15 protein-coding genes are annotated in these 19,835 nt (G+C 44.0%); 10 read left to right on the top strand and 5 right to left on the bottom strand.

All coding sequences use genetic code 11. The annotated features are described in order from the left end of the window. Positions 1–27: 27 nt before the first annotated feature. The 3 genes from surE (at position 28) to FTU03_RS05435 (ending at position 2,772) form a co-directional block, all read left to right on the top strand. Positions 28–804, top strand: a complete 777-nt coding sequence (surE, locus tag FTU03_RS05445; protein ID WP_125278414.1) for a 5'/3'-nucleotidase SurE — start codon at positions 28–30, stop codon at positions 802–804. A 107-nt stretch (positions 805–911) separates the two neighbouring features. Beyond that, entirely contained in the window at positions 912–1,751 is an 840-nt protein-coding gene (locus FTU03_RS05440; RefSeq protein WP_004782630.1) for a peptidoglycan DD-metalloendopeptidase family protein, read from the top strand. Between the two features lie 91 nt (positions 1,752–1,842). Further along, on the top strand, positions 1,843–2,772 hold the full coding sequence (locus FTU03_RS05435; RefSeq protein ID WP_034702058.1) for a LysR family transcriptional regulator: 930 nt from the start codon (positions 1,843–1,845) through the stop codon (positions 2,770–2,772). A gap of 57 nt (positions 2,773–2,829) precedes the next feature. Here the strand turns inward: FTU03_RS05435 and FTU03_RS05430 are convergent, their stop codons facing one another. Beyond that, positions 2,830–4,041, bottom strand: coding sequence for an aspartate aminotransferase family protein (locus FTU03_RS05430; protein WP_034702061.1), 1,212 nt, complete (start codon positions 4,039–4,041; stop codon positions 2,830–2,832). Positions 4,042–4,201: 160 nt separating this feature from the next. Here FTU03_RS05430 and grxD point away from each other — a divergent pair, with 160 nt between their 5' ends. Further along, positions 4,202–4,543, top strand: a complete 342-nt coding sequence (gene grxD, locus FTU03_RS05425) for a Grx4 family monothiol glutaredoxin (protein WP_034702064.1) — start codon at positions 4,202–4,204, stop codon at positions 4,541–4,543. A gap of 86 nt (positions 4,544–4,629) precedes the next feature. On the opposite strand, the gene FTU03_RS05420 is transcribed toward grxD, so the two are convergent. Further along, on the bottom strand, positions 4,630–7,284 hold the full coding sequence (locus FTU03_RS05420; protein WP_179992260.1) for an ATP-binding protein: 2,655 nt from the start codon (positions 7,282–7,284) through the stop codon (positions 4,630–4,632). Between the two features lie 178 nt (positions 7,285–7,462). Between FTU03_RS05420 and FTU03_RS05415 the strand changes: the two genes are divergently transcribed. The 4 genes from FTU03_RS05415 (at position 7,463) to rpmE (ending at position 11,587) form a co-directional block, all read left to right on the top strand. Continuing rightward, positions 7,463–9,634 carry an MFS transporter gene (locus FTU03_RS05415; RefSeq protein ID WP_373684492.1) on the top strand — a complete coding sequence of 724 codons (2,172 nt, stop codon included), beginning with the start codon at positions 7,463–7,465 and terminating at the stop codon, positions 9,632–9,634. A 1-nt stretch (position 9,635) separates the two neighbouring features. Continuing rightward, positions 9,636–10,037 carry a lactoylglutathione lyase gene (gene gloA, locus FTU03_RS05410; protein WP_179992262.1) on the top strand — a complete coding sequence of 134 codons (402 nt, stop codon included), beginning with the start codon at positions 9,636–9,638 and terminating at the stop codon, positions 10,035–10,037. 144 nt (positions 10,038–10,181) lie between these two features. Further along, positions 10,182–11,159, top strand: a complete 978-nt coding sequence (locus FTU03_RS05405; protein ID WP_179992263.1) for a bile acid:sodium symporter family protein — start codon at positions 10,182–10,184, stop codon at positions 11,157–11,159. 203 nt (positions 11,160–11,362) lie between these two features. Further along, the gene (gene rpmE / locus FTU03_RS05400; RefSeq protein WP_004782616.1) at positions 11,363–11,587 is read left to right on the top strand and encodes a 50S ribosomal protein L31; all 225 of its coding nucleotides are present in this window, start codon (positions 11,363–11,365) and stop codon (positions 11,585–11,587) included. 97 nt (positions 11,588–11,684) lie between these two features. Here rpmE and FTU03_RS05395 read toward each other — a convergent pair whose 3' ends face one another. The 3 genes from FTU03_RS05395 to epmB are packed head-to-tail and all read right to left on the bottom strand — an operon-like array spanning position 11,685 to position 16,609. Continuing rightward, positions 11,685–13,850: an EAL domain-containing protein gene (locus tag FTU03_RS05395; RefSeq protein ID WP_179992264.1), complete on the bottom strand. Its 2,166-nt coding sequence runs from the start codon at positions 13,848–13,850 to the stop codon at positions 11,685–11,687. After that, complete coding sequence (locus tag FTU03_RS05390) at positions 13,832–15,577, bottom strand: GTPase (protein WP_179992265.1); 1,746 nt, start codon at positions 15,575–15,577, stop codon at positions 13,832–13,834. Before FTU03_RS05390 ends, FTU03_RS05395 begins: the two co-directional genes overlap by 19 nt. Before the next feature lie 9 nt (positions 15,578–15,586). Beyond that, entirely contained in the window at positions 15,587–16,609 is a 1,023-nt protein-coding gene (epmB, locus tag FTU03_RS05385; protein WP_004782609.1) for an EF-P beta-lysylation protein EpmB, read from the bottom strand. A 378-nt stretch (positions 16,610–16,987) separates the two neighbouring features. Between epmB and efp the strand changes: the two genes are divergently transcribed. Together efp and FTU03_RS05375 are read left to right on the top strand one after the other, a co-directional pair. After that, a complete protein-coding gene (efp, locus tag FTU03_RS05380) occupies positions 16,988–17,557 on the top strand; it encodes an elongation factor P (protein ID WP_004782608.1) in 570 nt (189 codons plus the stop codon). Between the two features lie 170 nt (positions 17,558–17,727). Further along, a complete protein-coding gene (locus FTU03_RS05375) occupies positions 17,728–19,827 on the top strand; it encodes a carbon starvation CstA family protein (RefSeq protein ID WP_034702078.1) in 2,100 nt (699 codons plus the stop codon). The last annotated feature ends 8 nt before the right edge of the window (positions 19,828–19,835 follow it).

Below are 19,835 nucleotides of genomic sequence, written 5' to 3'. Positions count from 1 at the left end.
CATTTTTTAGCTCAACGAGATTTTGCAGTGAATATATTAATTTCCAATGATGATGGCGTTTTTGCACCAGGTATACAGGCACTGGCGCAGGCCTTGAGGCCTTTAGGACGTGTTGTGGTGGTAGCTCCAGAAAGTGAACGTAGCGGATTTTCCAGTGCACTGACTTTAGACCGACCATTAAGACCGATCCAGATTTCTCCCGATGTATGGGCGGTTAATGGCACGCCGGCTGACTGTGTCTATCTGGCCATGAACGGCTTATTTGATGTTGAATTCGATCTGGTGGTCAGCGGCATTAACAGTGGTGCCAATCTGGGAGATGATGTGCTGTACTCGGGTACGGTGGGGGCTGCATTTGAAGGCCGTCTGGCCAAACAACCTGCATTAGCAGTTTCTCTATGTGGGCAAAACGTTCGATCTTATACCTTACCAGAAGATTATCGCATTGCAGCGCAATGGGTACATGATTTTATTGCGGCAGGTTTGCCGACTTTGCCTGAGCGTCATATTTTTAATGTGAATATTCCTGATGTGGCTGAGCTGAAAGGAACTAAAGTGACCTTTCAGGGACGCCGTAGCCAGTCCAAGCCGATTACCAGTCATGTAGATCCACGTGGTCGTCAGGTTTACTGGATTGGGCTATCGGGTGAAGCAGTCGCAATGCCAAAACATAAAGGAACTGAAATCGAGTCAGACTTTTTTGCAATTGCCAATGGCTATGTAAGCGTGACGCCAATTCAGATGGATGCCACAAACTATGACACACTTCACACTTTGCAAGCCCAGATTCTAAATAAAATCTAATGAATGTTATAAGTTTGTGAAAAATGAAAGCTTACAAGTATATTGTAGTAAAACTTTGCTAATCTTACTGGGTTTTTGCAACCGTATAGATGTTAGAGAGGAAGATAATGTCCTTGGTGTCACCGAAATACTTCATTCATGCTTCACCATCCAGCTTCATCAAAACTCTGGTTTTGTCCACTGTGGTTGTTTCCACAATGATTATTACTGGTTGTGCCACTAAACCTCAGGTCAATAATATGACGCGCTATGCCGCAGCGCCTGACTTCTATACGGTACGCTCTGGGGATACTTTGAGTGGCATTGCTGCACGTTATGGTCTGAGCTATATCAGTGTGGCAGAGATGAATGATATTGCTCCGCCGTATCGTATTTATGTGGGTCAGTCGATTCGCCTGAAAAATAACACTACTGCTCGCCGTACTACAGCGACTCAACCTGTTACCCAAGCTGCCCCGATTCAGCGTCAAACGATTGCGATTCCAGCGCCAACCACTCCCGCTCCAACAACTGTTAAGACTACGCCAAAACCTGCCACCACTACTTCTGCACCGATTACCCCAGTATCGACAGCAGCGGGATTACGTTGGGTCAAGCCATCAAATGGTCCGGTATTACAAAACTATGATCTGGCTGCAAATATCAAAGGTACCCGTTATGGCGGTAATGTCGGAGATCCGGTCTTTGCTGCAGCAGATGGGCAGGTGGTATATGCAGCAGATGGCCTAAAGGAATATGGTAATCTGGTACTAGTTAAACATATTAATGGCTATATTACGGCTTATGCGCATAACAGTAAATTAAGCGTGAAAAGTGGCCAAAATGTAACGGCTGGTCAAAAAATTGCCGAGATGGGGGCGACTGGTACAACCCGTACTATGCTTGAGTTTCAGGTTCGCTTAGACGGAAAACCGATTAATCCAACAGCAGTTTTACCAAATAATTAAATAAATAATGCAAAACGTAAATTTCACCGTATAATACAATGAGTTGCTTTTATCAAAAGATGAAGCATCTCATAAGTTTAGAGGGGAATTTATGTTAGATCAACTTCGAGCAATGGGTGTCTTTGCTTGTGTTGTGGAAAAGAACTCGTTTAGCGGTGCTGCACGTGAGCTAGGGATTACAACCAGCGCCGTGAGTCAACAAATTCGCTCTTTAGAACAGGATATGGAAGTTGTACTTCTAAATCGTTCTACGAGAAAATTAAGTCTGACCGAAGCGGGACAAGCTTTTTTTCACAGCTGCCAGGAAATGTTGTCTGCTGCTGAGCGTGGAAAGGTTCGCATTAACGAGTTACGTGACGATCTTGTTGGTGAACTTCGTATTGTATCCTTACCGGAAGTATGTGCGAATCATGTGATTCCTGCACTTTCTCACTGGATGTCCGCACACCGTGGCCTGACAGTCCACCTGGAAACAAACAATCATGAGGTTGATTTGTTGGAAGGGCGTATTGATATTGCCCTGCGATTTGACCAGAACGATGATGATCACAACCTTCAGGTTGTGCCATTAATGCAGATTGAACAGATTCTTGTTGCTGCGCCAAGCTATATTAACCAGACCGCCATTATCTCGCGTCCTGAAGACCTGAAACATCATGATGTTTTGCCTTTAACGCATATTAAAAATCATCAGAATTTCAGTTTTCAGCATGTGCATAGTGCAGAAAAGGTTGAATTTGAACTGAGCTCACGCTTTAGTACCAATAACAGCCTGGTTGCAAAAGCCATGTGTCTGCAAGGCAATGGGGTTGCCAAGATTTTATATCTTGATGTTAAAAAAGATTTATTAAATGGTTCACTGATTGAAGTCTTGCCTGAATGGAAACTTCCGCCAGTCACCCTTTATGCAGTTATGCCTAATCGAGAACAGCAACCGACTAAAGTGCTGCGCTGTCTGGAGGCATTGAAACAATATTTTAGCCAGATCTCTGGTGGACGTTTGTTACAAGTCGCATCATAAATTCCCTATAAACAAAAAAGCCGCTTTAAAGCGGCTTTTTTGTTGTTCAAGATAGACTTAAGCAAGATAAGCCTTGATCATTTTCACTAAACGTTCGATCAGTTGATCGGCCTGTTCCTGAGTAATGTTCAGGGTAGGCAACAGACGAACGACATTACCTGCAGTCACGTTGATAATGGTTTTGTATTCATCGCGTGCAATATCCACCAGCTCACCGCAGTCTTTAGGCAACTCAATCCCGATCATCAGACCGAAACCGCGTACAGTCACTTGATGATCTGCAAGCTGGTTACGTAACTGCTCAACAATATATGCACCTTTTTCAGCGGCATTGGCCACGATATTCTCTTTTTGCATAATATCGATAATGGTATAAACCACGCGTGAACCCAATGCAGTACCGCTATAAGTCGAACCGTGGTTACCCGCAGTCAAAACACCGACACCACGACCTTGAGTCATCACGGCACCAATCGGGAAGCCATTGCCCAGACCTTTAGCTGTGGTCAGTACATCCGGCACAATATTGGTGTGCTGATAAGCAAAATATTTACCGGTACGGCCATTACCTGTTTGTACTTCATCCAGCATCATTAACCAGTTGTGCTGATTACAGATCTGACGGATTTCTTCTAGGTAGCTAAAGCCTTGCGGTGCAGTGTTGACACCACCTTCACCCTGAATCGGTTCAACCAGAATAGCCACGATATCCGGATGGTTAATTGCAGCTTCTTCAATGGCTTCAATATCACCAAAAGGTACACGAATAAAACCTTCAACCAATGGACCAAAGCCTTGTTGAACTTTTTTGTTACCCGTTGCAGATAGGGTTGCCAGCGTACGGCCATGGAAAGATTTGTCAGCTACAATAATTTTTGGTGACGCAATACCTTGCATATGACCGAATTTACGCGCAATTTTGATAGCGCCTTCGTTCGATTCTGCACCACTGTTGGAGAAGAAAACTTCTTCCATGCCAGCGACTTCAGCCAGTTTCTGTGCAGCAGCAGTTTGCCAAGGCACTTCAAAAAGGTTGCTGGTATGAATCAGGGTTGCAGCTTGTTCCGCAATTGCTTCAGCAATCACTGGATGAGCATGACCCAAACCGCAAACGGCGATCCCAGTTAAGGCATCTAAATACTCTGTACCATCTTCGGTATAAAGATATGCACCTCGTCCTCGGACAAAGCTGATCGGTTGACGACCAAAGACTGGCATCAAATGTGAAGGTTGATCAGTTTGTACCGGAGCGAGGGTAATATTGTTCATGACTAACTCTTTACTGTTAGGTGGAAAGAAAAACTTATATAAGCAAAAACTTGGTCAGATTTAAAGGGTAATTGTAAATAAAAATGGATTTATTACTTTAGACGTACTGTTTTTCTCTGTTTTGGGTATAATGCGAGACAGATTAGTTGAGGATTTATCAATGACTGAACAAGCACGCGATACCGAAGCGTTAATTCGTGACCAAATTGCCAAGCACGCAGTACTTCTTTATATGAAAGGCACACCACAATTTCCACAATGTGGTTTTTCTGCACGTGCGGTAGAAGCACTCAGTCAAATTGGTCGTCCATTTGCTTATGTTAATATTCTGGAAAACCCGGATATTCGTGCAACTCTGCCACAAATTGCGAACTGGCCGACATTCCCACAACTTTGGATCAATGGTGAATTGATCGGTGGTAGTGACATCATGCTCGAAATGTTCCAAAAAGGTGAATTACAGCCTTTAGTAGAGCAATACAGTCCAGCACCTGAAGCTTAATCCTTGGATTAAACTGATAGATGTGAAAAAGCGCTTCCGAGAGAAGCGCTTTTTTTTATGGGTGAATAGTGAGGCAGGGGGCAGAATTAATCTTCTGCCTGCTGACCCTCAGATTTTTCTAGTTCTTTTGATTCAGCAACCAAGGCCTCAGCTAAGGTATCTGGATCGGTCAGAACTTCCTTTATAGGCGCCTTATCTTTTTTCTTTTTCTTCTTTTTTTTCTTTTTCTTAGGTTCTTCCTCAAACTCGGCACCATCTTCAATGGCTTGCCAGTATTCGAGTTGTTCCATCACAGCAGCAAAGATCGAGTTTTTGCTATAACGGCCTTTCTTGTCCATAGTCCCGACCGGACGTGCCATCAGGATTTCCAAAGCCTGCGCGATATTATCAATGGCATGAATATGGAATTGACCATCTTCGACTGCAGCAATGACATCTTTACGTAACATCAGATGCTGCATATTTTGTCGTGGAATAATCACACCCTGCTTACCTGTCAGGCCTTGTAACTTACAGGCATCGAAGAAACCTTCAATCTTCGCATTGACACCACCAATCGGTTGTACTTGACCAAGCTGGTTCATAGAACCGGTAATCGCCCAGGACTGGTCGATCGGTAACTGACTAATCGCAGAAATCAGCGCTGAAAGTTCAGCAACTGTCGCGCTGTCACCATCCACCTGACCATAGCTTTGTTCGAAAGCTAAAGCGGCAGAGAAGTGCAGGGTCTGTTCACGACCAAAATGGGCTTTTAGAAAGGAGGCCATCAATAGCACGCCCTTAGCATGCAAAGAACCGCCAAGTTCTACACTACGTTCGATATCCAGAATATCACCGCCACCTTGATATACAGAAGCAGTTAAGCGTGAAGGTAGACCAAATTCAACATCTGCATAATGAATCACAGACAGCGCATTGATTTGGCCTAGACGATGACCGCGAGTTTCAATCAGTTGAGTGCCACGGGTCAGATCTTGCCAGAATAGCTCACGTAAATAGCCTAAGCGATATTTACGATGATCCAGTGCGGTATTGATATGCTTTTCTGACACCATCTTATCACCCGCTTCGAATGCATGATGATGCGCTTCACGAATCAGGTCGCCCAGCGTTAATGCATGTAGTGACAGGGAACTCTGATCTTCAGCCTGACGACTTGAGTCGGTCAGCAGGGCAGATAATGCAGAACGGTCAAATGGTAATAATTTATCTGATTGCACATAGTCAGCAATGAGCTGCGTATAGGCTTGCTCATTTTCATCATTACGTTGCAAGGTATCGGTAAAATCAGCACGGATTTTAAAGATACTGCCTAGTTCTGGTTCAAGTTCCAGAATTTCATAATAAATTTCTGGCTCTGCCAGCAGCACCACTTTGATATTCAGCGGAATAGAAGCTGGTTCAATGGAAATGCTACCGGTGAGAGTCAGCATATGCTCTAAAGATGAAAGCTTGAGATGCCCAGATTTCAAGGCACGTTTCAGACCTTGCCATGCATAAGGCTGTTCCAATAGTTGTTCAGCTTCAAGCATCAGGAAACCGCCATTGGCATTATGCAAGGAGCCGGGACGGATCAAGGTGAAATCTGTAGTAATCGTACCATTTTGGGTCAACTGTTCCACATGACCCAATAGATTGTAATGCGTCGGGAAGTCTTCAAAGATAACGGGTGCGCCGCTATTTGGCTTATGGGTGACGATCACATTGGCCTGGAAGCGCGCTGGTACGCGACTAAACTGGGCAGGGGTAAAATCATCTTCTTCCTGTTCTAATACAATTTCGACATTATTAATAATGTCTTCAGCATATTGCTTCAGATATTGTTCTAGACCTTCGACATGCTTGAATTTAGTCAGCATCTGCTCAACGCGTGGCATCACTACCTGTTTAGCGATATCACGGTTCAATACTTGAACACGGTCACGCGCATCATCTTCCAGGTCACCCAAATGAAGTCCCAGGCGTTCCAGTTTCTTGTCCATGTAACGCATGTTAGAGGCGATTTCAGCACGATCTTTATTGCTTAAAGCATTCAGATCTTCCTGAGACATTTCCTGTACTTTGTCATCTTTTAGATGAATTGGCACAAAACAATGCTCATCATTACGAGAAATCAGTTTCAGATCGAGCTCTTCACCTTCACGGGTCAGTTCAATCAGTGCGAGTTGCTGTTCATCCCCCGTTTCCTGACGAATCATTTCAATCCGGTTGTGATAGCTTTCCGCAGTAAAACGGCGCTCCAGCTGTTTTAGAATGGATTGCCAGCTTTGGTGCAGCATCGCCTGAAACTTGGGTCCCTGACCGGCTGGAAATTCCAGTGCGATAGGCTGACGAGGATTCTGAAAATTATTGACGTAGACCCAGTCATTTGGCGTTTGCATGGTTTTGGCATGTTGCTGCAGCAAACGCTTTACCATGGTGCGTTTGCCGAGTCCTGCCGTACCCACGGCAAAAATGTTATAGCCTGAATATGGCAGGGCAATACCGGCTTCAACCGAAGCGCGGGCACGATCCTGACCTAAAAAATTATTTAAAGGCTTGATACGCTTGGTCGATGCCGGGATTTTATCCGGATCTGCAATACGCGTCAGTTGTGCCGGTTTCAGGCATGTCTTTTCAAGGGTTGGTGTAATTTCGCTTTGTTCAAAGGCTGAGATAAGTAGGTCGGAGCTGATGTTTTGTTGAGATATAGTTGTATTACTTGAAATTGAAGAATGAATTTGATCGAGTCTCTGAGTCACTGTTGAAAGTCCAAAACGAAATATGACGTGGATAAGGTTTAAGGTATACAGATTTACTTGAAAAATTCAAGCCAACATGTCAGTTTTGCCACAAAATAAAAAATCGGGCATGCGAGAAATATATAAATTTTGTTGAAAGATACGTTATTAAAGGATTGAATAGCAGCAATTGGTTTTCGTGGAAAATAACAAGGCAATGACAACACAAACGACGGGTTGGAAATCCGCATTTACAGCATTTCTGGATCGACGTGCCCTGATCATGCTGTTTCTCGGATTTTCAGCCGGTGTCCCGATTCTTTTGATTTTTTCCAGTTTGTCTTTATGGCTTGGTGAAGCCGGAATCAGTAAAAGTGCGGTGACTTTTTTCAGCTGGGCTGCACTGGGCTATTCATTCAAGTTCGTCTGGGCGCCACTGATCGATGAATTACCTGTCCCGTTTCTGACTAAAGCTTTGGGTAGACGAAGAGCCTGGCTATTGATTGCTCAGATCCTGATTGTAACTGCGATTTCAATTATGGCTTTTTCAGATCCGGCATTGGGGCAGGCACATTTACAGCAGATGGCATTGGGTGCAGTACTGCTAGGGTTCTCGGCGGCAACACAGGATATTGTCATTGATGCTTACCGTATCGAGCTGGCCGAAACCCAGATGCAGACCGTACTGGCTTCCACCTATAACGCGGGTTACCGGATCGGGATGATTGTGGCTGGGGCTGGGGCTCTGTTTCTGGCGGCGTATTTAGGTACGGCCAAAGGCAACTATATTTATGATGCCTGGAAATGGACTTATCTGGCGATGGCAGCGGTTATGCTGGTCGGGATTATTACCACACTGGTCATCCGTGAGCCTCAAGTAGATCGGGCACGTAAAGATTATCAGCGCAGTGATTATTTCCGTCTCGTCGGCGTGTTTTTTGTGGCAGTTATCAGCTTTGTTCTGAGCTATGTCTATTCCGGTGACTTGGTATCTAGTATCACTGCACAGTGGGCAATTCAGGATACTTTTGCCTTGTTCTGTTTTGAGGCTTTACGCTTTATCGGTTCAGGTGCTGTCGCTTTCGGTGTGGGTACGATTCTGGTCAAAATGGGTGCTGTGAATAAGCAAATGGCATTCGAAACCTGGGTCAATCCCGTAGCAGATTTCTTTGATCGCTATGGCTTAAAACTGGCTTTGGTGTTGTTATTGCTGATCGGTTTTTATAGGGTCTCCGATATTATTGCCGGTGTGATTTCCAATGTGTTCTATCAGGATCTGAATTTTAGCAAGGAACAGATTGCTGAAGCTGTGAAAGTGTATGGGGTAATTTTCTCCCTGCTTGGCGGTTTTTTAGGTGGCTTGCTGGCTCAGAAAATGAACATCATGAAACTGATGTTTGTAGGCGCGATTTTGGCCTGTTCAACCAATCTGATTTTTATTGGCTTAGTAAAGTCTGGTGAAAAGCTGGGACAGGTCGAAGTTCAGGTAGGCCAGCAAACCTTTCAGGCAGATACAGATGAAGTCGGTTACTGGAAACTGAATGTGCCCACTACTGCTTTTAAAGAGGCCGAACAGATTCAGGTTCGTGCACATTATCTGAATCATCCGGCAGATGCAGTACAAGTCAACCTGCCTTATCTGCAACAGAATGCTTCGCAAGCAGCACAATTACAGCTTCTGCCTGTTACCACAGATAACCTGATCAGTGCCAATGAACAGGAGAATAGCATCGTGGTTCGCGGTCAGTATCTAGGGCCGGATTTAACTGCAGAGCAAAAAATTGTATTAGAGCTGAATGGCGATAAATTCGATGCCAAGCTGGATGAAGAGCGTGTCTTTAGTGCTGCTATTCCTGCCGAGAAACTGATTACTGCACCTGTGAAGCGAATCAATGCAAGCTTAATGCAGCAGGAGCAGCCAATAGTGACCCAGCAGCATTCATATGCTGTGGACTTGTCGCAGACTCAGGCCAATCCGATGGATATTGATATTCAGCCGATTACAATTGGAACAGGCGAGAATGTTGAAATTCAAGGTAAGGTGATTAAACCGTATAGTTCATGGTGGCTATATTTTGCAATTATTGTCGATAATCTGGCCGCAGGTCTCGCAGGCGCTGCTTTTATTGCCTTCCTGTCCAGTCTGACCAGTGTGTCCTTTACCGCTGTTCAGTATGCTATTTTTAGCTCACTCATGACCTTGACTCCTAAGATTTTAGGTGGATATTCAGGTACTATAGTGACCAATATCGGTTATCCGAATTTCTTCCTGATGACCACTTTAATCGGGATTCCAATCCTGATTCTGGTGGTTTGGGTGGCAAAATTGCTCGGTGAACACCAACAACAATCTGTAAATAAGGATGATTAATATGCGCATGCTGCATACCATGTTACGTGTAGGCAATCTGGAACAATCACTCAAGTTCTATACTAAAGTTCTTGGTATGACTTTACTTCGTAAGCGTGATTATGAAGAAGGTCGTTTTACCTTGGCTTTTGTGGGTTATGGCGATGAGGAAAATCACACTGTGCTTGAACTGACCCATAACTGGGATACAGAAAGCTATGACCTGGGCAATGGCTACGGTCATATTGCGATTGCGGTAGATGATGCTTATAAAGCTTGTGAAGAAATCAAGGCACGTGGTGGCAATGTTGTTCGTGAAGCTGGCCCAATGAAAGGCGGTGTAACCGTGATTGCATTTGTGGAAGATCCAGACGGCTATAAAATCGAGCTAATCCAGCAAGACAACAACGCACGTAATAACTAAATGTTATAAAGCGATATATGTGAAATGTATTCATGTATGGATGAAAATATTCCTTCAATCTGAATGCATAACATGGACCCGGCATCTGTTAAGATAGCCGGGTATTTTTTATCGAATAATAAAATTTTGAGGGAAGGACATCAGATGCTTAAACTGCTGGCATTGGACCGCTTTACGATCTTGCTCTTTGTTATGGTGTTACTGGCCAGTGTATTGCCAGTGTCAGGGCAGGCAGCTGAAGTCTTTAGCTGGATCACGACAGCAGCCATTGCGATTCTGTTTTTCCTGCATGGTGCCAAGCTTTCTCGTGAAGCCGTAATTGAAGGCTTGATGCACTGGAAATTACACACTTTGGTCTTTGCCTTGACCTTTGCGCTCTTTCCAATTTTAGGCTTGCTGGCAAAGCCAATCCTATTGCCAATGCTGGGGCAGGAATTATATTGGGGATTCCTGTTTATGTGCTTCTTGCCATCAACCGTACAGTCTTCGATCGCCTTTACCTCAGTGGCTCAGGGAAATATTGCCGGTGCGATCTGTAGTGCTTCTTTTTCCAATATTATCGGGATGTTCATTACCCCGATGCTGGTCGCATTCTTTATTCTTGGGCAATCCCAGCATGACTTTGATCCGACAGCATCGATTCTACAGATTACGCTGCTGTTATTGGTGCCTTTTATTTTAGGTCAGTTACTGCGTCCGTGGATTTTCCCAAAAATGCAGAAAATGCCCAAGATCGTCAAGGTATTCGATCAGGGCTCAATTCTGATGGTGGTTTATGGGGCGTTTAGCAGTGCGGTGGTGGCTGGGCTTTGGCGTGAAGTCAGCTTAAGTACTTTGCTCTTACTGCTGCTGGCATGTTCGGTTTTATTGACCATCGTAATGCTGTTGTCATTATTTATCCCACGCTGGCTGGGCTTTAATCGCGCCGACCAGAAAACGGTGTTCTTTTGTGGTTCCAAAAAAACACTGGCCAGTGGCGTACCAATGGCACAGATTCTGTTTATTGGTCAGCCACTTGGCATGATAGTTTTACCGATTATGATTTTCCATCAAATCCAGCTGATGGCCTGCGGCGTGATTGCGAATCTCTGGGCCAAACAGGCGGTACATACAGAAGAATAATTCGCTTATTGCTTTTGTTTGCCGTATAATACTGCCCAACTTGTTGTGCTTAGCTCTGACGGTATCCGTCTCGGTGGGCCAAAAGAATGGTCTGTTGTGGTGTTGATCTGCCTGAATCCTGATTCTGGCCCTTCCTCAATATTTGAGAGTGATCAATTGCGATGACAGCAAAACCTTCTTTCATCTTAATGGAGTAATCGACGATGCGCGCCGATATTCACCCAAAATACGAAAAACTAGTTGCTACTTGTTCATGTGGTAACGTAATCGAAACTCGTTCAGCTGTTGGTAAAGAAACTCTTTACCTAGACGTATGCTCAGCTTGCCACCCATTCTACACTGGTAAGCAAAAGAACGTTGACACTGGCGGCCGTATCGACAAGTTCAAACAACGTTTTGCTGGTATGTCACGTTCTGTTAAACGTTAATACCCAAAATGAAAAAACGGGCTTTATGCCCGTTTTTTTGTGCCTGCAATTTAGAAAATCATTTCACGTTTCTAGATTGAAAGGCGAGTACAAGACCTTAGTGGTCTTGTACATCAATCAGATGATCCAGTTTTTTCTGGAAATAATCACCCTGAATAAAGCGGGCATCGACGTTCCAGGCATTCGCAAATAAGGTCATGTCATTCAGTTCACGAATCATGATATTCACTGGTTTGATTTCATTGTACGTGATGATTTTTTCCTGTAGCTGTTCAATTTCAGCATCGTTGTTCAGCATCTTGGTTAGTTTGCTATCCAGGCTCAGACCATTGATATCGAACTCACGTAGCAAGGTTTCACTATACATTGAGTGACCAAAGTTACGAATCGCAATCCGCGCGCCATGTTCACGTAAAGTACGTAGATATTTCTGCGCATCCTGCTGGTTCATCAGGATATCCTCTTCAGAGAACTGTAAAGTTAAAGGATGCTCGACTTTACTGCGAATAATGGTAATTAGTTTGGAAATAAATTCAGGGAAAGTACGGTCTTTAAATAGCACCGCACGGTTCAGGTTCACGATTAAACGGGCATCCGGATACTGGGTAATAAAGTTGTGCAACTGCTTGCTTGATTCAACCAGAATCCAGCGATCCAGTTTAATAGACAATTCATCATCTTCATTAAGTTCCATCAAGGAAGAAATATCCTGCCATTTATTTTCAAAGATAAAGCCACTAGTCACCTCATACATATAGAGGTTGGTATCTTCTTTATCATAGAGCTGTTGATATTTCAGATGAATTTCACCACGTTCCAGACATTCACGCAGTGCTTTTAATACTGGAGAGGTTGTGAGTGGTACAGTGCTGACTGCCGGACTGACCGGTATGGACTCAGACGCTGGAATAACGGGTTCTGAAACCGTGAAGTCAATGCTCGGCATTGAAATCGATTCCTGAGTCGTTGCAGGAATATCCAGAACAAATTCAGACGTTTTTTGTGCTTGTGGTAAAGGAGTAGAGAAGGCCCGACCGACTAATTCATTACAATGGCTTTCATCACGCAACTCACCGTCAAGCAGGGTATAACCGATGCGTAGATTGAGCGGATAAGTTTGCTGATTCACTGTAATAAGCTGTGGTTTGGTCAATGAACCTAATCCAACAAGTTTGGATTCCAGAATGTCTTGCGCATCTGCCTGAATGATCCCCACCAGAACATCATGTTCCAGTTTAAAGAGTGGAATACGAACCTGCTCTTTTAGAAATTTCTTAACTTCATGGAAATAACCTATGTAGGTCGCCCAATCACCATTCAGGACTTGCGGCTCATACGCAGTAAAGGAGAACGTGATCAATGCATTGGCTTTGGCCGGTTCACGATTGAGTTCACGCTTAAGTGACTGTAAGGTATTTGGCTTGTTTGCAACTTTTTCAGAAGAGGCACTCGCCTGAGTAGTCGCTGTATCAATCGTAATTTGTAGTGCATCTTCTTCAGCACTAGATGCCAGAAATTCCAGTTTTAATGGATTGGCAGCAGCCACATTTGGATTCGAAGAAGTAATATCAAAACGACCTAAATCAAATTGACCCTGAGAAATCTTTTTAAAGCGGGATTTAAAATCATTCAAATCTTGCGGCTGTAACAGGTCTAAAAGTGGCAGACCGATAATATCGTCCTCGCTTTTAAGGCCAAACAGTTTGAGATAATCGGCATTAGCCTGAATATGGATGCCTTCCTGAATGGTTGCGACTGCACGGTTACTATCTTCTACCAGTGATTGTGCCTGGCTTTGTGCAGTTTCCAGTTCTTCCATTAAATGGCGCTGGGCTTGCATGGTACGGCTAAAGGAAAGGGCACGCACCAGATTCAGGAAGAAGCGGTCTGGATAATCCAGATTCAGAATGTCAAAAATGCCTTTACGGATATATTGGGCATATTGTTCAGCCTGATAATCTTCCGGCTTTAACAAAAGAATAGGAAGATCAGGTTGCTGCGAAAGTTGAACCAGACTTAAGGCCTGTTCATATTTCAGATCATAAGCACGACCAAAAATAATCAGGTCCCAGTTAAAGTTTAACTGTTTTTCAAAAGATTGCAGATCATCAAGCAGAACGGCGTCGACCTGATATTCATTACTGGTTAAGAGATCACGGATTTGGTTATATCTAATTTGATTATCATCAATGATCAGTAAACGTGTTTCAGTACGTTTTAACTTTTTAGACAATAATGGATTTCTCACTTCAATGCTTCCCATAAATCGTGATTTCTAGTTTCATTCAATTGCTTATGTATAAAGTTTTCGATGACATCTTCTTCTTGATCATTTAATAATTCATAGTCGAAACGGATAAAACTTTGTGTAATGAGCTGTGCCTTGGTCAGGTAGATTCTGAGTTCTTTTTGGCCAAGTCGTAAATGAATGGTCTGTTTTTCCCTAAACATTTGTGAGCCAGAGACAATAATACTGGTTGAGACCTGATCGAGCTGGGTCATTTGTACCAGAATAGCTGGCTGGTAATTAATACTGTGTTTGTCGGTACGGGCATAAACTGCGCAAGGGAACAGTTCCTGTGCCAGAATTTCCAGACCAATTTCCAGACTTTTATCTGCTGACTGTTTGATCCAGCGAATGACACCGCCACGCCACTGGCTTTGAGATTTTTCCTGAACCAGAATAAATTCACCAGTTTTCAGATTGGCAGGCGTGATACCTGACCATTTAATCCGGTAACCATTGACACTGATATCGAGAACTTCAGCGGTATGAATCTGTTTGGCTTCGCGATCGAGCGCCTTGATACTGCTGAATCCGCTTGGAACGGCATTATGCATTGAGCTGACAAAACTGCTTTCGCTCTGGAAACCATAATTACCTTCCAGTTCCAGCGTTTCATTAAAGTTTTTACCCTTAGACAGATAAAAATGCGCCACCGTTAAGCCAAAGCAGATATTGATCTGTGCGGAATATTCATAACGTTCATGACGGCGTTCGACATTATTCGAAAGCAGGTTATAGATATGAAAATGCAGGGCAGGTGTCAGGAACAGTTTTTCATTACGTGACAGATACTGGGCATTTTTGCTTTGCGTACCGGTCAGGTGTTCCATCAGGTTTTGTGTCGAAATATAGAAGCTCGGCTGGAAATGCTGACCCTGATGAGAATTCAGTAAAGGCGGATGATCTTTGCTGGCATCGACCACATAACGTGACAGTGTGGTTTCTTTTGGCAGAATCTGAACCAGTTTTGCCCAGTCCGCACTGCATAAATATAAACCCTGAATTTCAGCTGGACGGATCTGATGGGTATTGAAAATATCCAGCAAAATCAGTCGTGCATAGGCTTGGGTAATATTCTGGATTTCGTGCTGGGTGCCAAGAACCTGATTGATGTTGGTCTGATAGAAATTATTTTCCATCGCACATTCCAGTAACTGATGTGCCGCCAACCACTGGCCAGCGCCAGGTGTGCTATACAGCATATGCTGTTGATAGAGCAGCAGGCTTAACTGTTGCAGCCCATAGTAGATGGACACCATCCGGGCACTTTGCAGGCTTTTCTTTTTGCCCAGGGAAAATAGTGAAAACTTTTGATGATTCAGCTGATGATTACAGCGTTTGGCAATATCTATATAGATTTTGGCAAAATAGCTGCGTAACAGCATAGCCAGCTCAATAATCTGGTCATTGCGATCTGTCGTGATCAGACCCTGATTGACGAAATGTTTCTCAAGACTGGCCAAAACATTTTCAAGGGTAGGGTGCAATACCTGAATCAGGTCAAAACGCAAGGTTTCCGCACATTTCAGTTCGGAAATTTCCAGTAAAGCACTGAACAGAGACTTGGATGAATTCCCCAATTGCAGGATTGAAATTCCTGCGACCCATTCCTGCAATGCTTTGGCATTTGTGGGACAAAAACTTAGCTGTTCTATGGTGAGTTCAGCCGTTGTCTGAAAAATGTCTGCAGTATGCTTACTCATCTTTATTATTTAACTCAAAAATGTTGAAACCCCAAAAAGCGGTGTCTTATTCTTCTCGCCCGCTATTTCTCGAACTAGTTTAGGAACCAGATACCCCGGTAGGTTCGCTAAAACTTCTGTATAAATCTCATTGATGTGCTCAGCAGGTAAATCAAAATGATGCGCACCTTTTACTTTATCAAGTACATGTAAATAATAGGGCATCACGCCAGCATCAAACAAGCGATAGCTTAAATCAATCAAAACTTGAGCAGAATCATTAACCCCTTTTAATAAAACTGCCTGATTGAGTACCGTGATCTGATGCTGAACCAGCTGATTAAGCTGCTTACAGGTCAGGTCATCCAGCTCTGATGCATGGTTCGAGTGTACCACTAGAATAATACGTAGCCTACTGTTTTTTAACATGCTTAGTAGCTCTTCGTCGATCCGGTTTGGGATCACAATAGGAACTCGTGAATGTATTCTTAAAAATTTGAGATGTGGTACCGATTCTAGTCGTTCAATCCAGGTTTTTAATTTTCGGTTAGATAAGGTCAGTGGATCGCCGCCGCTTAGAATTACTTCATTAATATCTGGCTGGCTTTCCAGATATTGTTTGATATTGATCCAGTCCTCATTTTTAGGCAGGTTTTCCTGATAGGGGAAATGGCGTCGGAAACAGTAACGACAGTGGACTGCACAGGCACCGGTCAAGGTCAGTAGAAAACGTGACTTATATTTATGTAGAACACCAGGCTGCTGGTTGGCCTGTTCTTCACCTAGGGGATCGGTGACAAATCCCGGATGGTCTTCCAGTTCCAGATGATGCGGTAACACTTGTAATAAAAGTGGATCTAAAGGATTGCCTGGCTGCATTCTGGAAACAAAAGCTCGCGGCACACGTAGTTTAAAGGCTTGAGAGGCCAGCAGAGCACCAGATAACAGCTGATCTGGAGAAAGCTGTAGAATTTGCAGTAATTCCTGTGGATCGGTGATCAGGTCGCTCAGTTGCGATTGCCAATTTGCTTCTTGATATAAATACTGTGTCATGCCGGAAGATCAAAAAAAGATGAAGGCGATAGCCAGAAGTGCGCAGTTTAGCAGTTTGTCTACAGATGGGAATGTGAAAGCTGGCTAAAATTTCTCTAAACACGATCAGTTTGCTATGGTATGCAAAAGCATAGAGACTTTTATGTGCTTGGAAGACTGGTTGTGCACCAGTATTGGAATAGCTGATGTTAAGTTAAGCAGTGTCAGCAAGTTAAAACCGATTTTTTCGTTGCGACTTGGTGTATTGCTCATTTAGAATACGCAACATTAAATGAATGTGCATGTGGCAACTCATGTTCGTGTCAGACTTGCTAAATGACATTGCAACAGCCCATAGCATCAATAGCTTAAAGTTAGTAAGTTTGGAGTGAGCCAATCATGGCCTATTATTCTACGAACGATTTCAAGTCTGGCCTGAAGGTTATGCTTGATGGTAACCCATGTTCAATCATGGAAAACGAATACGTTAAACCAGGTAAAGGCCAGGCGTTCAACCGCGTTAAATTACGTAACCTTCGCAGTGGTAAAGTTTTGGAAAAAACTTTTAAATCTGGTGATTCTCTAGAAGCTGCAGACATCGTAGAAGTAGAAATGGAATATTTGTACAACGATGGCGAAATGTGGAACTTCATGGATCCTGTAACCTTTGAACAGATCGCTGCTGATAAAACAGCAATGGGCGATGCTGCAAAATGGTTAAAAGACGATTCAAATGAAAAATGTACTATCATGTTGTGGAATGGCGTACCTTTAACAGTAAGCCCACCAAACTTTGTAGTATTAAAAATTGTTGAAACTGATCCAGGTGTTCGTGGCGATACTTCTGGCGGTGGCGGTAAACCAGCGAAACTTGAAACAGGTGCAGTAGTACGTGTTCCATTATTCGTTCAGCAAGAAGAAAGCGTTCGTGTAGACACTCGTACTGGTGACTATTTAGAACGTGCATAATGGTCGGAAAATAGACTATTATCAAAGGGGATGACTAAAATCATCCCTTTTTTTATGCCAAAGTCTTAGAGGAATTCGAAAGGAACAAGCGTAAAGTCGCAAGGGAAAACAGCAGTACCTCGAATAAAAAAATCACGCTGATTTATATGCTTCACAAAATGAGGGATTGAATGGAAACTTTACAACAGAAGTCAACCATGACTTCGAAAATCATCTGGCTCCTGGTAGCCATAGTCGGGGCAGTCTCCTTCGGGATACTTGCACTCAGTCGTGGTGAGCATGTGAATGCAGTCTGGCTGGTACTGGCCGCAGCCTGTGTGTACAGCATCGCTTACCGTTTCTACAGTTTATTTATTGCCAATAAAGTTTTTGAACTGAACGCACGCCGTTTAACACCCGCACATCGTCTGGGTGATGGTCTGGATTATGTGCCGACCAATAAAAGCGTGTTATTCGGTCACCATTTTGCCGCGATTGCCGGTGCGGGTCCTTTAGTCGGTCCTATCCTTGCAGCGCAGATGGGTTATCTGCCAGGCACGATCTGGCTACTGGTCGGTGTGGTACTGGCAGGTGCGGTACAGGACTTCCTGGTACTGTTTATTTCTACCCGTCGTGACGGCCGTTCACTGGGTGAAATGGCAAAACAGGAACTGGGTACCTTTGCTGGTATTATCGTGATGCTTGGTGCGCTGGGTGTGATGATCATCATCCTAGCAGTATTGGCGCTAGTGGTTGTCAAAGCACTGACCAATAGTCCATGGGGCGTATTCAGTATTGCAGCTACGATTCCGATCGCCATCTTCATGGGTATCTACATGCGATTTATCCGTCCGGGTAAAATTGCAGAAGTTTCGATCATTGGTTTCGTATTGATGATGCTTGGCATTATCTATGGTGAAAACGTTGCACAGCATCCATACTGGGGGCAGCTATTTACCTTAACGGGTACTGAGCTGACTTGGGCACTAATCATTTATGGTTTTATTGCATCGGTATTGCCCGTCTGGTTATTACTTGCACCACGTGACTATTTATCGACCTTCCTGAAAATTGGTGTGATTGCCGGTCTGGCGATTGGTATTCTGTTCGCGATGCCGGAAATGAAATTGCCAGCGATTACCAAATTTGTTGATGGTACAGGCCCAGTATTCGCTGGTTCAATGTTCCCGTTCCTGTTTATTACCATTGCCTGCGGTGCGATTTCCGGTTTCCACGCACTGGTTTCTTCAGGTACGACACCGAAACTGGTCAACAACGAACGCGATATCCGGATAATCGGTTATGGCGGTATGTTGATGGAATCATTTGTTGCGATCATGGCTTTGATCTGTGCCGCGATTCTTGATCCAGGTGTGTACTTCGCGATTAACTCACCAGCAGCACTACTAGGTACAACCGTAGATACTGCAGCTGAAGCAGTACGTAATCTTGGTTTTGTGGTAACGCCTGAAGCGCTGACTCTCTTGGCTCAGGAAGTAGGTGAGAACTCGATTCTGTCACGTACGGGTGGTGCACCGACTTTCGCGATTGGTATGGCGCATATCATTACCGAAATCTTTAACAGCCGTGAAATGATGGCCTTCTGGTATCACTTTGCAATTCTGTTTGAAGCTTTATTCATTTTGACAGCGGTAGATGCGGGTACTCGTGCATGTCGCTTCATGGTTCAGGATACAGTTGGTATCGTGATTCCTGCGGTAAAACAATCTCATAACTTCTTCGGTAATATGCTGGGTACAGCCGTTGCTGTGGCTGGCTGGGGTTTCTTCGTTTATCAGGGCGTTGTTGATCCATTAGGCGGTATTAATAGCTTATGGCCATTGTTCGGTATTGGTAACCAGATTCTGGCTGCAATGGCATTGATTCTGGGTACAGTCATCCTGTTCAAGATGAAGAAAGAGAAATATGTGTGGGTAACCATTGTTCCAACCGTATTCCTGTTTATTACTTCAATGACAGCCGGTTGGCAAAAGATTTTCCATGAAAATCCAAAGATCGGTTTCCTGGCACAGGCAGAGCGTTTTAATACGGCAATTGCGAATAATGAAATTCTGGCACCAGCGAAAACCCTGGCTGAAATGCAGACTGTCGCAATGTCAAACCAGATCAACGCAGCACTTTGTGGTTTCTTTATGATCGTAGCATTTGTAATGCTATTTGCTGCAATTGGCGTGATCCGTCGTGCCCTGGCGAGCCCTGTACCAACTGTAAATGAAGCCGAAGCAGTATATCGCGATCCTGAAGAAATTCAGCCTGCAAAAGGACATTAAGGAGCAGC

The organism is Acinetobacter sp. YH12046, assembly GCF_013419905.1.
GTDB lineage: Bacteria > Pseudomonadota > Gammaproteobacteria > Pseudomonadales > Moraxellaceae > Acinetobacter.
Note: the sequence above shows the minus strand (reverse complement) of the source record. Positions and strands in the feature narration are given on the sequence as shown.

Excerpts from the sequence above, each read along its gene's own strand:
- FTU03_RS05440 (WP_004782630.1), top strand. The coding sequence starts at position 912 with ATGTCCTTGGTGTCACCGAAATACTTCATTCATGCTTCACCATCCAGC.
- FTU03_RS05435 (WP_034702058.1), top strand. The coding sequence starts at position 1,843 with ATGTTAGATCAACTTCGAGCAATGGGTGTCTTTGCTTGTGTTGTGGAA.
- FTU03_RS05430 (WP_034702061.1), bottom strand. The coding sequence starts at position 4,041 with ATGAACAATATTACCCTCGCTCCGGTACAAACTGATCAACCTTCACAT.
- grxD (WP_034702064.1), top strand. The coding sequence starts at position 4,202 with ATGACTGAACAAGCACGCGATACCGAAGCGTTAATTCGTGACCAAATT.
- gloA (WP_179992262.1), top strand. The coding sequence starts at position 9,636 with ATGCGCATGCTGCATACCATGTTACGTGTAGGCAATCTGGAACAATCA.
- FTU03_RS05405 (WP_179992263.1), top strand. The coding sequence starts at position 10,182 with ATGCTTAAACTGCTGGCATTGGACCGCTTTACGATCTTGCTCTTTGTT.
- rpmE (WP_004782616.1), top strand. The coding sequence starts at position 11,363 with ATGCGCGCCGATATTCACCCAAAATACGAAAAACTAGTTGCTACTTGT.
- FTU03_RS05395 (WP_179992264.1), bottom strand. The coding sequence starts at position 13,850 with ATGGGAAGCATTGAAGTGAGAAATCCATTATTGTCTAAAAAGTTAAAA.
- FTU03_RS05390 (WP_179992265.1), bottom strand. The coding sequence starts at position 15,577 with ATGAGTAAGCATACTGCAGACATTTTTCAGACAACGGCTGAACTCACC.
- epmB (WP_004782609.1), bottom strand. The coding sequence starts at position 16,609 with ATGACACAGTATTTATATCAAGAAGCAAATTGGCAATCGCAACTGAGC.
- efp (WP_004782608.1), top strand. The coding sequence starts at position 16,988 with ATGGCCTATTATTCTACGAACGATTTCAAGTCTGGCCTGAAGGTTATG.
- FTU03_RS05375 (WP_034702078.1), top strand. The coding sequence starts at position 17,728 with ATGGAAACTTTACAACAGAAGTCAACCATGACTTCGAAAATCATCTGG.